This is a genomic window from Paenibacillus cisolokensis, assembly GCF_050481165.1.
In the GTDB taxonomy this organism is placed as follows: Bacteria; Bacillota; Bacilli; order Paenibacillales; family Paenibacillaceae; genus Paenibacillus_AH; species Paenibacillus_AH cisolokensis.
In genome coordinates this window covers 44,434-58,286 of the sequence record NZ_JBCNFP010000031.1, presented here as the reverse complement: position 1 = coordinate 58,286, position 13,853 = coordinate 44,434, and the positions used below count along the sequence as shown (strand labels likewise).

Sequence of the window (13,853 nt, the reverse complement as noted above, 5' to 3'; positions counted from 1 at the left end):
CGATGACTTATAGGCTTTCATATTCAATCACTCTTTCGATCATCGTGTTACGATATAAATTCGACAAACCCGTGATAAAGGCCTGCTTACGCGGACTTTTTCACCGGACTTTTAAAGCTGTTACAGATAATTCCGAGAAGGCTTTATTCTTGTCAATATAGCTTAAAAGTTTAAAAGCTTGATACAGAGCAAAGTAAAAAGGCATCGCCGTTGCATACAAATCGATTAAAACGAGATATTTCATATAAGTAATATCTGGAACCAATTCAGCTGCATAATTCGCTATGTCAGGCACCAAAAATATGCACAAAGCAAGAACCGGGATTCCAATAAGAATAACAGCTACCTTTAAAAAAAGCGTTGTTCCTCGTTTCATAAAAAACCCCCTCACTTATTATTGAATTCAATTTGACTTTACCACCGAATTTATCGTTTTACAATAATAAAATATCGTTATTAAATATATTTTTGTTGTTATAGAGATATCATTCTTTTTTAAACCAAAAAAAGAGCATTCCTCATTACAAGGAAATGCTCTATAGCTTTAACCATTCAATTTATCGTAAAACACGAACAATATCGCTGGACTCATTCCGCCGACTCGGCGGTGTCCGCTCCGGCCGCCTTCGTCGTGCTGCCGGACTTCGAGGCGCCCGCCGGTTTCGTAGGATTTTTCGGCTTGCCGTAAAAACCGATCTCGTCGTCGTAAGCTTCGAAAATTTTACGGACGATCGGCGCCGCGCCCTGCCCGCCGAAACCGCCTTCCGGCACGACGACGGCGACCGCAAGCACCGGATCGTCCGCCGGCGCGGCCGCGATGAATACGGCGTTGTCGACGATCTTCCCGGCCACGCTCTGCTCGGACGTACCGGTCTTGCGCAAGAACGGGTACGGAAAGCCTTCGAACCCTGTTACCTTGACCCGGCGCATCCCCTGCTCGATTTCCTCCCAATAGCTGTCCGGGAAATCGATGGTGTTCAGCACCACCGGTTCGAAGCCCTGCACAAGATTGCCGTTCGCATCGCGGATTTCGTTCACGAACTGGGGCTTCATCCGCTTGCCGCGGCTGGCTAGCGTCGCCGCGTATTGGGCCAGCTGCAGCGTCGTATAGCGGCCCTGCTGGCCGAAGGACGCCTGGACGAGCGCCGACTGCACGCTTGCCGATTTGGCCTCATTGAAATATTCAATGATACCCTTCAACTCGTTATGCAATCCGCTTTCCGTCGAGACGCCGAGACCGAACTGCTTCATGTAGCTGTCCCATACTTTTACGCCTTCGTCGCCTTTATACTTCATGTACAGCGCGTTGCCGACCATCTCGGCCATGAACGGGTTGGACGATTTCTCGATCGCCCGGGCCGGGTCCATCATGCCGTAAACCGCCCCCCGGGCGTTGCGAATCGATCTCCGGTGAATTCCTTCCTTCCCGTAATAGAAGACGCCGTCGTCGTTATAATAGGTGTCGGTCGTAAACAGCTTCTCGTTCAGCCCGATCAGCACCGTCAGCGGCTTGATCGTCGAACCGAGCGGCACAAGCGAAGAGGGGTGCTTGCCGTAGTCCTCTACCGGCTGATACACTTCCCGAATCGTCCCGTTCTCCATGAAACGTTGGAGTCTATTCCAATCTTCGGTCAAAATGCTGCCGCCTTCCCAGACGTTCGGATCGTAATCCGGCATGCTGGCCATCGCGATCACTTTGCCCGTTTTGACCTCCATCGCCACCGCGTAGCCGGTGCGGGCGTTCGCCCCCCGGCCGTTCGGGGTCGACTGCAGCTCCTTCAGCTGGTCCATAATCGCCTGCTCGGTGCGCAGCTGCACCTGTTTGTTGATCGTCAAATACAGATCGTTGCCCTGCTCCGGGTTCGTAATCTGCACCGGGCCGATAATGCGGCCCGCGGCGTTGACCGGGTACGTCTTCAGCCCGTTCTTACCGCGCAGCTGCTCCTGGTACATATATTCGAGCCCGTCGAAACCGACCTGCTCGTCATCCAAATATTTCAGCCGCGGATCGGTTACATTATCCATATTTTTGTAGAACGAAAGATCTTTTGCGCCCTTGAATTTCTTCAAGTAACCGATCAGTTGCACCGCCACCGTATCTTTATCGTAATGGCGGATGCTCTCCTCGACGATGTCGATCCCTTTGAACTGATCGCGGTTTTCCGCGAAGTAGGCGATCTCCTCATTCGTCAGCCCGGACTTGATCCGTCTCGGCACCGAAATCGTGTTCCGTCGGAATGTCAGGTCCATATTCTCGATGATTTCCTCGACCGTCATCGCCTTCTCCGGATCGCCGTATTTATCGAACACCTCTTTCAGACGGCGCGCGAATTGTTCTGCTTCGTCGTTCTTGAATCCCGGCTCGATCTGAAAATAGAGCGACTGCGTCGAGGTCGAATAAGCAATCGTCTCCCCGGTCGAATCGTAAATATTGCCCCGGATAGGCGGAATCCGGACGTCTTTGGTGCTGATTTTATCCTGTGCGGCCTTCAGCGTCGGCCCTTCGACAAATTGCAAAATGGCGAGGCGCACGATCAGGATGCTGAACAATACGAATGTGGCGAAAAAAAACAGGTTCAGCCGAACGGAGAATTGCCTGCGGCGGGCAATCTCCTTCTGTTGCGGATCTTGCTGCATGCCGCTGTACCTCCTCTCCCGTTATCGTCTCCATGGCGGATAACATCTTGCCGTTCTTTTAGGCGCCGCGAATATGCGTCTCATCGAAGTTCGGCGGATCGAACCAGTTACCGGACGATGCCCAGGTTGCGTCCAGCGGTATCCACCGTCCGTCGTCGACCTTCACTTCGTTCCAGGCATGCGGGCCGAAGCCTCCTTGCCCGTCCGCCCCCAATCCGGTCACGACGCGCGCCTCGAGCCCCGCCGCCCTTGCCATCAAAGCGTACAGGCGGGCCGTATCGATGCAAACCCCTTTGCGGTGCTCGAACGTATATTGGGGCGTCTGTTCCTTCCAAATGCCGCGTTCCTCGTAATTTCGCGCTTTTTCCCAATCATAGGCGATGCGCGTGCCGAGCCAGTTGTAAAGCGCCTTTGCCTTGCCTTCCGCCGTCCGCTCGTCCTTCGTCACCTGCAGCGCCGCGGCGGCGATATCGTCCGGTATGTTGTAATCGATAATTTCGTATTTGCGCTGCAAAATCCGCTGGAATTCCTCTTCCACCGCTTTCGTCAGCACGGGCCCCCGGTCGGCCAGCATGCTGCCGGCGACCGGCTGCAGCAGCCGTTCCGACGCCTCTCCGTACAGCGGCGAGGATCGTATCCCTTCGGCCAGCGGACCGCCCGGCACAAGCGAGACGTAGATGAACAGCGCGGCCAGCAGCACGAGCGATCTTCCCGCGCCGTGAACCGCCCCGATCAGCGCCCCCGCGGCCCGGCTGGCGAGCGAGCCGGCCGATCGTTCCTCCTCGCCGTCCCGATCGCCGGTAAGCCGCTCGAACAGGATATGGGCGAGCGGGGTAAGGAAGCTGCCCGCGAAACGCAGCAGCCAGTAGCTGATCAGAAACAGAATGCCGAAGCGAAGCAGGGTGAAGTCCCGCATGCCCGTCAGCAGCGTATACCACAACTGCGCAAGCGCGCCGAGCTCCCCTTCCGGCACCGTTACCCGCGCCGCCAGCCAGCGCTGTGCGGCAGGCGACCATGCTGCCGCAAGGCGCGCGGCCGCAAACAGGAATACGACGACGAGCAGCGCTTCCCATATAAAGAAGAAGAGGCGCTTCGCGGAACCCGATGCGCCTCTTCGCATGCCTTGGACGAGCGAGCCGAGCAGGAGCAGCAGCACCACGACCGCCACAGGTTCCCATTGCGTCAACGCCTGCACGAAGTGTGTCATGCTGTTACCTCCTACAACAAAACCAGGCTATACGTTCTGCTTCGCCTTGTCGATCAAATCGCGAATCGTATCGTCAATCTTCCACGTTCCGAGAGGGGCGCCGCGAAACGACACCTTCACTTCATTCTCTCCCAGGACGCCTTGCAGCTCCAGGTTGTCCGTCTTTACCGTAAACGTGCCGTCCCCGTTCTCGATGTATGTCGCGTTGAGCGCTTCCCCGACCATCGCGTTGAGCGCTTCCTGCTTGACCGTGTCGGTCACCTTCTCGCCGATAGACTTCAAATCTTCCAGATTGTAGCCGCTGTACACGACGACCGCGATGACGACAACGGCAACGAGCAGCCACTTGACCACCGTCTTGACGATGCCGACGATGACAAGCAGCAGAATGAGCGCGATGACAAGAACGAACCAGTTCTCCTCGAAAAAGCGGCTCCAGGTTGCCCAATCGTAATTGAAATCGAAATTCACAATCGCTTCCCCTCCATTATACCGCGTACGAAACACGATTACAAAACATTATACCTTACGTCGTCGGCCGGCGTAAATGCGCACCGCAGGCCGTTTCCCGCGTCCCAGACATATTCGCCGAAAACGGGCGTACAAGTAGTAGTAACTGTTTGTACAAGGCAAGGGAGGAAACCGGCTTGAAAACCGCCGTATGGCTTTATCTGTTCCTGTTCGTGGCGTTCTTCGACCTGCACGCCCAGTACCCGATTTTGACGCCTTTCGCCATCTCGCTCGGAGCCGCGCCGTCATTCATCGGACTGATGATGGGGCTGTATTCGATTACTCACCTGCCGGGCAACCTGATCGCCGGCTACGGCGTCGACCGATACGGCAGCCGGCTGTTTATCGTGTTCAGCCTGCTCACCGCCGGCGCCGTGCTCATCGTTCAATCCCATGTCACCAATCCGTGGCAGCTTCTCGTCCTCCGGTCCGTCAGCGGTTTCGTGCTCGCCTTCCTGTCGCCCGCTTGCATGACGCTGCTCGCCCGGATTACAACCGACCGCGTCCGCCAAGGCAAGCTGATGGCCGGCAACGGATTCATCCATACGCTGGCATCCGTCGTTTCTCCCGCCGCCGGCGCCTATCTGGTCGCGCAAATCGGCTTTACGGCAGCGTTTTACGCGCTCGGCTGGATTCTGATCGCCACCGCGGTCTGCGCGCTCTTCTTCATTCGCGACATTGCCCCTGCAACGGCGGACGCTTCCGCTTCCTCCGCAGCTCCGGCCGAATCCGCTTCCGATCCGGCCGCGAAGCCTTCCGATAGCGGCGGCAAGCTGCGCCGGGAGGCCGGCATCCCTTGGACGGTCTTTCTGCTGCCGGTGGCGACCAGCTGCGCGCAGGGCATCCTGTCGTTCGAGCTGCCGCTTATGGGTCAAACCCCCGATGCGATGATGACGACCGGCCTGCTCTTCTCCATCGTCAGTCTCGGTGCCCTGCTGACGCTCAGCATGCTGTTCCTGAACCGGCTTTCCCCTTACTACCGGACGCTGTGGGGGACGCTGCTGCTGGCGGTCTGCTACTATACGATTGCGGCGGACTTCCCGGTTCCGCTCATGGCCGTCCTGTTTATCATCGGAATGGGCAAAGGCGTCATTTTCCCTGCACTGTCGTCGCTCCTCATCGAGCTAAGCGGCGGGAAACGGTACGGACGGACGTTCTCCGCACTGTCCATCGCTTTTTCGGTCGGCGCCTTCATCGGCCCGATGCTTGCGGGACATCTTCGGGAGCAGATTTCGTCCTACTTTATCGCATTCGCCGTCCTGATGCTGGCTGCGGCCATCCTGCCGCTGTGCGTCGGACGTTCGATCTCCGCACGGACCCATATTTCGTGATACTGGGTGAACGCATAGGGCTATTTCACTTCCCGTACATACGATATGGTGTCGGGTGACCTATGCGAACGCATAGAGCCATGACCTCTCAACTTACGAAAGGGAGGAGTGACAACACGATGTCTCATGTCGGTGGTGCCGGATTCGGCGGTGGTCTTTGGACTTCAACGGGCACGATTCTCGTCCTGTTTATTCTGCTGGTTATTGTATTCTGCGGTTGTTTCGGATTTTTCTAAATAAATAATAAGGGTCAAAACAGTGCCGCTCCGGCCCGTGAACACGTACGGCTCTCCTTCGGGAGAGCTTTTTTTTGAAACCTGTCGGCAAATCGGGTACACTAGCATCATTAAACGCCGGCAAAAACGTTGCGCTTGCATCGAAGCCGAACTGAAATCCAAAGGGGGAGCGGAATGGATATTGTCGTCATCGTGGAAGGAAAAAACGATCGCGCCCGGCTGCGGCGTCTGTTAAGCGCCGAAATCGAAGTTTTCTGCACCTACGGAACGCCGGGCACGCGCCAGCTGGAAAAGCTGCGCAAGGCGGTGGGCGACCGCCACGTCTATCTGTTCACCGACAACGACGCATCCGGCAGGCGCATCCGCGGCATGTTGCGGGATCTGTTCCCCGATGCCGAGCATATCTACACGCGTAAAGGCTATCCCGGCGTCGAGAACACGCCGGACGAATATTTGATCGCCCAGCTCGAGAAGGCGGGGCTCGAAGAATATATCCTCTACCCGCCCGGCCAACCCGTTTCATTCTCTTGAAGCGGCACGCCGTGCTTGCAGATTCGGCACGGCTTCGGCGCCTATCTCCTCATGTCCCTCGTCAACTCCGCGAAAGCAAATCTGCAAAAGCAACTCCGCGAAAGCGAAAAAAAACAAACAAAATCGTAAATTTACGGCATCGCCAGCGCAGGGTCGTACTGACTAAGATGAAGTTGCGGCCGCCTTTCAACCAAACCGGCGTTCAGCCGCATGGAGGGGATCGATGAAACTGCGTGATAAAGTCGTCATGATCGCCGAAGCCGGAAGCGCATCGGGCATGGCGCTGATCGACCGTTTCGCTCCGGAAGAAGCGCGCTTCATCCTGAACAGCGAAGCGGGAACGGACGCCCTCGTACCCGCTCTCGAGAAGCTGCACGCCGCCGGCTGTCCGGCGATCGCCGCCGGCGCCGATCTGTGCAGCCCCCGCGAAACAGCCGCTTTGCTGGACCGGGCCGAGCGCGAACTGGGAACGGTCGACGTGCTCATTCACAACCGCCGGGCCGTCCGGCCGGCAATGGTGGAAACTTGCGACGAGGAGCGGTTCCTGTCCGTCCTGAACGCCAACGCCAAGTCGGCTTTCGTCGTCACGCAGGCGGTCGGACGGCAGATGGCCGCGAAGCGGTCCGGCAAAATCATCTATATCGGCTCCATTCATGCCGAGAAGCCGACGGGCGCTTCGTTCGCGTACAGTGTGTCCCAGGGCGCCATCAAAATGCTTTGCCGCGAAGCGGCGCTTGTGCTTGGTCGTCACGGCATCAACGTCAATCTGATCGAGCTCGGTCCGCTCGAAGGCGACGACGTGCGGTTCCGCAGCGGCATCTCCGCCCTGTACGAAGATTACCGCTACAAAGTGCCGAACGCCGTATTGGGCACTTATGCCGACGTTGCGAATCTCGCACTCTACCTCTCATCCCCTGAGGCAGACTTCCTGAACGGGGCCGACGTCCGGCTGGACGGCGGATTTCTGATGCATTATATGGACCATAAAATGAAACGGCCTCAACATGAAACGACGGGAGGTGCGCCATGAAGTTAACCGGCAAAACCGCCCTCGTCACCGGGGCCGGAACGGGAATCGGCCAGGGCATCGCCGTGGAGCTGGCCAGGCGCGGCGCGCAGGTGGCGGTTCATTACAACCGGAGCGCCGACGGCGCGCTCGAGACGAAGCGGCGGATCGAGGAGGCGGGCGCAAGCTGCATGCTCGTACAGGCGGATGTGGCGCATAAGCCGGACATCGACCGGATGGTGCGGGAAACTGTCGACCGGTTCGGGACGGTCGATATTTTGATCAATAACGCCGCCATGCAGCTCAATTACGATTTGTTCGAATATGACGAGGAACAGTTCGACCGGATGATGGCCGTCAATCTGAAAGGCTATTGGCAGTGCATCCAGGCCGTCGTTCCCTGCATGAAAGCCCGGGGTCAAGGCCGGATCGTCAACATTTCGTCGGTTCACGGCAAAAGGCCGACCGATTTCGACCCGGTCTACGCCATGACGAAAGGCGGCATCCGCATGCTCGGGAGGGAAAGCGCGATCGAGCTGGGGAGATACGGCATTACGGTCAATACCGTCGAACCGGGCGCCGTCGACGTCGGCAAGCGAAGCTCCATGCGATCGGCCCCGCCGCCGCCCGCGAACGTTGCGAAGCCGAAATCCCGCCCGCGCGACATCCGCCGCAAATTCCCGCTCGGCCGCGTCGGCTTGCCGGGCGACGTGGCCCATCTTGTCTGCCATATCGTCTCCGACGAAAGCGAATTTCTAAACGGCGCGGCCATCATAGAAAGCGCATTCAATTTTGGCAACCGCTAATTTTGTCGAAAATCAAGCGTCGATGCGCGGCGCGCCCGGCGCCCATGTGGTTGAACGCCACCATGCGGCGAGCCGCGTAACGGGAATGTCCTTACTGAATTTTGCCCCGCGCATCGACTGTTATGAACCGTTCGAGCCGCCCGCCGCGCACGCCCATACGCTTTTGTGCGTCTTCGTATGCAGTCTCAGCTTGATGCCGGCTTTTGCGGCCAACTCGGCCGTTCTGCGCAGATTGGCGTCGGGAATATCAAGATCGGCAGAAACTTGCGGCGTTTCCATAGGTTCCCGCATCGTTACGGCTCCTCTATCCGAATTTCGTTCCATCACGGGCATCATTTCGAATGCTATGCCGCTAGCCCTGAATTTGCAGCAAGTATATGACGACGGTAACCGTCACCACGCTGAGCAGCGTCGACATAAACACCGCCTGCGACGAAAATTCCGGCTCGTTGTCGAACTCGACCGCCAGCAGCACGCTGCTGAGCGAAGTCGGAACGGCCGACGATACGATAAGCGCGGCTCCCATCAAACCATCGATTCCGAGCAGCCAGACGACGAGGGCGGCCAGCAGCGGACCGACCGCAAGACGAAGCGCATTGGAAGTCAGCACAAGCTTCAGCAGCTTGCCCCCGAGCTGCCACTTCATGCTGCCGAGCTGCACGCCGAGTGTAATGAGCGCCGTCCCGATGAACGCGTCCGACAAATAGCCGATCGGCGTCATGATAAATCCCGGCAGTTCGACCGAAAAGCCGCGCAGCGCGAACGCCAGCGGGATAACATAGATGATGGGCATCGTCATGATTTGCCGCATAATATTCCGAAAATTGCTCTTGTGCGCGTTTACGCTGTACACCCCATATGTATTCGGCACGAGCGCCTGCATCATCATGATAAGCACCTGGATCGACAGCGTGTACGGATTGCCCGCAAAGGCAAGCTGGTTCAGCGGGATGCCGTAATTCGCGCTGTTGTAGAACAGCACGCTGTTGCGCATCGCGCTCCGCATGCCGCTGTTGAGCCCCAGCCCACGGACGGCCAGCTCGACCACGGCATACTGCAGCGCCATAAACACGGCAAAAAACATCAGCACCCGGGCCACGAGCTGCCCGGAGATGTCTGTCGTATACAGCAGGTCAAAAATAATGGATGGCGAAAACAGATAAAAGTTTAGCTTGGACAACGTCCGGATATCCAAAGAAAAAGCCCGCTGCAGGATGACGCCGATCGCGACCATCACTGACAGCGGGAGCACGTTGTTCCATAAGATGTGCAGCAAAATCGTCATTCCCGTCTCTCTCCCCGCCCGCCTTGCGACGGTACTCCTTTTTACATCAACGATTCCATATCCTTGACGATCTGCTCAGGGGTCAAGTTTTCGTCATTGCCGTTGTACCATTTGCGGATCTGGCCTTCCTTGTCCACGAGCGTGATGACGTTGAAATGGGAGAACTGCCCTTTCTCGTCCTTGAATACGCCGACCCCGAACTCTTTGGCCAATGCGATGGTCGGCTCCTCCTCGCCCCGCAAAAACTTCCAGCTCGTATAATCCGCATGCACCTTGTCGGCAAAATTGCGGATCGCCTCGGGCGTATCCCGCTCCGGATCGAACGTAATCGAGATCAGCAGAGCCTTCTCGCCGAACAGGTTTTTCTCCTTGAGCTGATCCTGCACCTGCGACAGCATGAACGTCGTCGGCGGACATACGTCCGGACAGCTGGCGAAGTAAAAATAGACGATCCGCACTTTGCCGTTCGTATTTTGAAGCGAAACCTGTTCCCCGTCGATGCTGGTCAGTTCAAAATCGGGCGCCTTCTGCAGCACTTCCAGCTTCTCTCCCTCGCCCTTCAGATTGGATATAAGCAAATAGGCTGCCATCGCCAGACACAGCGCGAACAGAGCGATTTTGAAGGCATGTTTGCGGACGAATGCCATCTTGCCCTCTCCCCCTTATCTTTCAGACGGTTTGACATACCGCCGTTTTCGTTAAAATATACCGTCCGTATCGATAATCATGGCCAGGAAGATGACCATCAAATAATTGACCGACAGAAGAAAGTTCGTCCTCGCCCATTTTTCCGTGTCTTCCGCCTTCAGGCCCTGCACCGTCTGAATGAACCAAACGGCTCCGAACACGACCGAGACGACAAGGAATATATAGCCGACATAGCCGTAAGCAAAAAGCAGAATACCGGCCGGTATGAGCAATAGCGTGTACGGAATCATCTGCAGCTTGGTTCGCTTGATCCCTTTCACGACCGGCAGCATCGTAAATCCAGCCGCCCGGTACTCCTCGACCCGCCGGATGGCAAGCGACCAGAAGTGAGGGGGCTGCCACAAAAACAGCAGGGCAAACAAAATCCATGCGCCCGCATCGACCTGGCCCTCAACGGCGCAATAGCCGATAACCGGAGGCATGGCTCCCGAAATGCCGCCTACAGAAGTATTCCATACGGACGTGCGCTTCAGCCAAAATGTGTAAATGACGACATATACAAACCAGCCCAGCACCCCGAGCCAACCGACCAGCGGATTGACGAGGAAGAACAAAACGGCCAATCCCGCAATGCCGAGCGCAACGCCGAAAGCGAGCGCCACGGAAGGCGACAGCCGGCCCTGTGGAAGCGGACGGTTTTTCGTTCGTTCCATCCTGGCGTCCAGATCCCGGTCCCAGTAGTTGTTAATAACGCAGGCGGAAGCCATCGTCAGCGACGAACCGATCAGCATATACAGAAGCAGCAGCCAATCGATTTCCCATTTCGACGCCACCCAGAATCCCCCGAACGCGGCAAAGGCGTTTAGGCGGATAATCCCTGGTTTGGTCAGGGCGATCATATCTTTTAACACCTGGCGAGCCTCCTATTAATTGCGAGACAAGGCGCGTATCATAACGCGCCTTACATAGTAAAATCGAATCGATCTAATGATACCGAAAAAACAGGGCGTTGACAATCTTCACGGCGTTTGTTCATCATTTTGCCACCTCTAAGACGCCGTTTCGACACAACCTTTATTTTTGGCCGGGACAAAGCACCAATTGCCGAACCTTCAAATAAAATGTCATTGTAGTCAGACGCCCATAAGCGGACCTCACCGCTTAAAGGCAGCAAACCCGAAAGGATGTGAACAACCCGCAAATGGCCGTCGTCAATGCAAATTCCGAGGATATCAAGCTGCTGGCCCGCCTCATGCGCGCGGAAGCCGAAGGCGAGGGCGATCTCGGCATGCTTATGGCTGGAAATGTCATGGTTAACCGCGTCAAGTGCAACTGTCTTGATTTTGTGAACATCCGCACAATTCCGCAGATGGTATTCTAGTCTCCCGGAGGATTCGAGTCAACCCAAAAAAGCTACTTTTATCAAAGGGCGCGGGACAGGGAAATCCGGTTGGCCCAGCGTCTCGTTAACGGCGAGCGCCATCACCCCGCCACCTACTCGCTGTGGTTTTTCCGTCCGGCAGGCGAGTGCCCGCCGACCTGGTGGAACCAGGCGCATAGCGGCCGGTTTAAAAACCATTGCTTCTACTCTCCGTCCTGGGAAGACTGCCCCGGCGTTTATTAACGAACAACTTACGAACAAAAGGAAAGAGAGGATCAACATCGATGGCATTACCTTATAATACGCAAGGAAATATCGCGCCTCAGTCGAATGTCGGCGCGCAGTCGAACCTCGGTGCGCAGTCGAACCTCGGCGCACAGTCGAAGCCGTCGAATGTCGGCGCGCAATCGAAACCGTCCAATGTCGGCGCATATTCGAACGTTGCGCCACAGTCGAACCTCGGCGCACAGTCGAACGTTGGCGCGTACTCCAACCTCGGCGCGCAATCGTATGTTCCGAAAAGCGGGTATGACGGTTACGGCGCTTACGGCTACGGCCCAGGCGCTTACGGCGGATTCGACGGCTACGGTGCAGGCGGATACGGAATGGGCGGGTACGGAGCAGGCGGATACGGTTCTGCCATGCATGGCGGTTATCCGACTATGGGCCAACATTACGGCGCCCCCATGCCGCCGAGCGTGCCCAGCGGGTCCGTCATTACGCCGAGCGGCTGCACCATCGTGACCGCCCCGCCGTCGGAAGAGTCGTACGTTGAAAACATTTTGCGCATGAACCGCGGCAAAATGGCTACTTTTTACATGACATACGAGAACAACCGCGAATGGAACGCCAAAGTGTTCCGCGGCGTAATCGAAGCGGCCGGCCGGGACCATATCGTCATCAGCGATCCTTCGACCGGCATGCGGTATTTGCTGCTTACGCTGAACCTCGATTACGTCACGTTCGACGGCCCGATCAAGTATCAATATCCGTTCCAGGGCGGGGTCGTTACGGAGACGACGCCGTACCAGACGAACGGCATGGCTTCGGGACGTTGACGCTTGTTTTATCATAAAATAGCCAGAATAGCCAGAGAACGCTTAAGACAGCGTTCTTTTTTCTTTTCGGCTGCCCGCGCCGTTGTCGGATTTCCGTTATTCTTTCCTTAATCGTCATGAAACTTGCTAACCTGTGAAATACTTAAAGCGTATACTGGACAGAACATTACAACGTGAGGAAGTGGACGATTCATGGATTCCGGTACACATCTTGTCATGGGCATCGGCCTTGCCGGTCTTGCCGCCGTCGATCCGGCTATCGCGGGCGATCAATCGCTCCACACCGCCGTGCTGATCGGTACGGTAGCGGGATCGCAGGCGCCCGATCTCGACGGTCTGCTTCGCTTTCACAGCAATGCGGCGTATATCCGCAACCACCGGGGACCGACGCACTCCTTGCCGGCAATTGCGATATGGACGGTATTGATTACCGCCGCCCTGCAAATTGCCTACCGCGGCAGTCTGCCGCTCATTACGGTGGGGGGATGGGTGCTTCTCAGCGTCGTCATCCATATCGTCACCGACCTGTTCAACGCTTACGGCACGCAGGCGATGCGGCCTTTCACGGAGAAGTGGATTTCCTGGAATATTATTCATATATTCGACCCGGTCATTTTCTTCTCCCATGTCGTGGCCATTGTGCTCTGGGCTTTCGGCCTTGTCGAGCCGTCCCTCATGTTTCCGCTGCTGTACGGCGCTTTAATTCTTTATTTTGCATGGAGGACGCTGGAGCATCGCCGCATTTCGGCCATGCTCCCCAAGCTCGATCCGCTCGGCGAGACGTTGCCCGCAAACCGGTACATTCTTATTCCGACCGTAAATCTGGCAGCCTGGAACGTGGTCAGGCACAACGCCGACGGCAGCTTCACGATCGGCGATTTGCGGAAAGGCAGGCTGAATTGGGCGGATACGGCCCGCTGCTCCGACCATCCTGCGGTGGAAAAATCGAAAAGCGACCCGGCCGTCCGCTCCTTTCTTTATTTTACTTCTTATGCCTGCGCGGAAGTGAAGGAGCATGATTGGGGATACGAGGTCCGATGGTCGGACGTCCGCTATCGCTACCGCAAGCAATATCCGTTCGTCGCCGTGCTGATGATGGACCGCAACTATAAAACGCTCGGATCGTACGTCGGGTGGCTGAGCGACGACCGGCTGGCCAAAAGGCTTCGAATGACGACATATTGACGCCCCGGAAGCAATCGGTCACAATAGAAGCA

At 56.6% G+C, this 13,853-nt stretch carries 14 protein-coding genes and 2 pseudogenes; 8 read left to right on the top strand and 8 right to left on the bottom strand.

Annotation, left to right across the window (positions count from 1 at the left end):
- Positions 1-109: 109 nt before the first annotated feature.
- The 4 genes and pseudogenes from ABEV74_RS06410 to ABEV74_RS06395 all read right to left on the bottom strand — a co-directional run.
- Positions 110-376 (bottom strand): annotated as a pseudogene (locus tag ABEV74_RS06410) (DUF2975 domain-containing protein); the annotation flags it as partial.
- Between the two features lie 212 nt (positions 377-588).
- Positions 589-2,637, bottom strand: a complete 2,049-nt coding sequence (locus ABEV74_RS06405; protein WP_430144501.1) for a peptidoglycan D,D-transpeptidase FtsI family protein — start codon at positions 2,635-2,637, stop codon at positions 589-591.
- Between the two features lie 58 nt (positions 2,638-2,695).
- Positions 2,696-3,844, bottom strand: a complete 1,149-nt coding sequence (locus tag ABEV74_RS06400) for a transglutaminase domain-containing protein (RefSeq protein WP_062491482.1) — start codon at positions 3,842-3,844, stop codon at positions 2,696-2,698.
- 27 nt (positions 3,845-3,871) lie between these two features.
- Positions 3,872-4,315 carry a hypothetical protein gene (locus tag ABEV74_RS06395; RefSeq protein WP_235593368.1) on the bottom strand — a complete coding sequence of 148 codons (444 nt, stop codon included), beginning with the start codon at positions 4,313-4,315 and terminating at the stop codon, positions 3,872-3,874.
- Positions 4,316-4,491: 176 nt separating this feature from the next.
- Between ABEV74_RS06395 and ABEV74_RS06390 the strand changes: the two genes are divergently transcribed.
- From ABEV74_RS06390 to ABEV74_RS06370, 5 genes are all read left to right on the top strand, one after another.
- Complete coding sequence (locus tag ABEV74_RS06390) at positions 4,492-5,685, top strand: MFS transporter (protein ID WP_430144497.1); 1,194 nt, start codon at positions 4,492-4,494, stop codon at positions 5,683-5,685.
- 119 nt (positions 5,686-5,804) lie between these two features.
- Complete coding sequence (locus ABEV74_RS06385; protein ID WP_145977156.1) at positions 5,805-5,921, top strand: sporulation protein YjcZ; 117 nt, start codon at positions 5,805-5,807, stop codon at positions 5,919-5,921.
- A gap of 174 nt (positions 5,922-6,095) precedes the next feature.
- Positions 6,096-6,452, top strand: a complete 357-nt coding sequence (locus ABEV74_RS06380) for a ribonuclease M5 (RefSeq protein ID WP_430144493.1) — start codon at positions 6,096-6,098, stop codon at positions 6,450-6,452.
- Positions 6,453-6,675: 223 nt separating this feature from the next.
- Entirely contained in the window at positions 6,676-7,482 is an 807-nt protein-coding gene (locus ABEV74_RS06375) for an SDR family NAD(P)-dependent oxidoreductase (RefSeq protein WP_430144490.1), read from the top strand.
- Positions 7,479-8,264: an SDR family NAD(P)-dependent oxidoreductase gene (locus ABEV74_RS06370; protein WP_430144488.1), complete on the top strand. Its 786-nt coding sequence runs from the start codon at positions 7,479-7,481 to the stop codon at positions 8,262-8,264. The genes ABEV74_RS06375 and ABEV74_RS06370 overlap by 4 nt, the downstream gene beginning before the upstream one ends.
- Before the next feature lie 120 nt (positions 8,265-8,384).
- On the opposite strand, the gene ABEV74_RS06365 is transcribed toward ABEV74_RS06370, so the two are convergent.
- The 4 genes from ABEV74_RS06365 to cyoE form a co-directional block, all read right to left on the bottom strand.
- Positions 8,385-8,555, bottom strand: coding sequence for a hypothetical protein (locus ABEV74_RS06365; RefSeq protein ID WP_430144485.1), 171 nt, complete (start codon positions 8,553-8,555; stop codon positions 8,385-8,387).
- 61 nt (positions 8,556-8,616) lie between these two features.
- Positions 8,617-9,549, bottom strand: a complete 933-nt coding sequence (locus tag ABEV74_RS06360; RefSeq protein ID WP_062491454.1) for an AEC family transporter — start codon at positions 9,547-9,549, stop codon at positions 8,617-8,619.
- A 41-nt stretch (positions 9,550-9,590) separates the two neighbouring features.
- Complete coding sequence (locus tag ABEV74_RS06355) at positions 9,591-10,196, bottom strand: SCO family protein (protein ID WP_062491452.1); 606 nt, start codon at positions 10,194-10,196, stop codon at positions 9,591-9,593.
- A 51-nt stretch (positions 10,197-10,247) separates the two neighbouring features.
- Positions 10,248-11,108, bottom strand: coding sequence for a heme o synthase (gene cyoE / locus ABEV74_RS06350; RefSeq protein WP_430144482.1), 861 nt, complete (start codon positions 11,106-11,108; stop codon positions 10,248-10,250).
- 290 nt (positions 11,109-11,398) lie between these two features.
- Here cyoE and ABEV74_RS06345 point away from each other — a divergent pair.
- From ABEV74_RS06345 to ABEV74_RS06335, 3 genes and pseudogenes are all read left to right on the top strand, one after another.
- A pseudogene (locus ABEV74_RS06345) lies at positions 11,399-11,821 on the top strand (cell wall hydrolase).
- A 398-nt stretch (positions 11,822-12,219) separates the two neighbouring features.
- Positions 12,220-12,636: a spore coat protein GerQ gene (gene gerQ / locus ABEV74_RS06340; RefSeq protein ID WP_430144504.1), complete on the top strand. Its 417-nt coding sequence runs from the start codon at positions 12,220-12,222 to the stop codon at positions 12,634-12,636.
- Between the two features lie 192 nt (positions 12,637-12,828).
- A complete protein-coding gene (locus tag ABEV74_RS06335; RefSeq protein ID WP_430144479.1) occupies positions 12,829-13,821 on the top strand; it encodes a metal-dependent hydrolase in 993 nt (330 codons plus the stop codon).
- Positions 13,822-13,853 lie beyond the last annotated feature (32 nt).

What these genes read in the sequence shown, in the direction of transcription:
- ABEV74_RS06355 (WP_062491452.1), bottom strand. Translation starts at nt 10,196, where the DNA reads ATGGCATTCGTCCGCAAACATGCCTTCAAAATCGCTCTGTTCGCGCTG.
- ABEV74_RS06370 (WP_430144488.1), top strand. Translation starts at nt 7,479, where the DNA reads ATGAAGTTAACCGGCAAAACCGCCCTCGTCACCGGGGCCGGAACGGGA.
- ABEV74_RS06405 (WP_430144501.1), bottom strand. Translation starts at nt 2,637, where the DNA reads ATGCAGCAAGATCCGCAACAGAAGGAGATTGCCCGCCGCAGGCAATTC.
- ABEV74_RS06385 (WP_145977156.1), top strand. Translation starts at nt 5,805, where the DNA reads ATGTCTCATGTCGGTGGTGCCGGATTCGGCGGTGGTCTTTGGACTTCA.
- ABEV74_RS06360 (WP_062491454.1), bottom strand. Translation starts at nt 9,549, where the DNA reads ATGACGATTTTGCTGCACATCTTATGGAACAACGTGCTCCCGCTGTCA.
- ABEV74_RS06365 (WP_430144485.1), bottom strand. Translation starts at nt 8,555, where the DNA reads ATGCGGGAACCTATGGAAACGCCGCAAGTTTCTGCCGATCTTGATATT.
- ABEV74_RS06375 (WP_430144490.1), top strand. Translation starts at nt 6,676, where the DNA reads ATGAAACTGCGTGATAAAGTCGTCATGATCGCCGAAGCCGGAAGCGCA.
- ABEV74_RS06380 (WP_430144493.1), top strand. Translation starts at nt 6,096, where the DNA reads ATGGATATTGTCGTCATCGTGGAAGGAAAAAACGATCGCGCCCGGCTG.
- ABEV74_RS06335 (WP_430144479.1), top strand. Translation starts at nt 12,829, where the DNA reads ATGGATTCCGGTACACATCTTGTCATGGGCATCGGCCTTGCCGGTCTT.
- ABEV74_RS06400 (WP_062491482.1), bottom strand. Translation starts at nt 3,844, where the DNA reads ATGACACACTTCGTGCAGGCGTTGACGCAATGGGAACCTGTGGCGGTC.
- gerQ (WP_430144504.1), top strand. Translation starts at nt 12,220, where the DNA reads ATGCATGGCGGTTATCCGACTATGGGCCAACATTACGGCGCCCCCATG.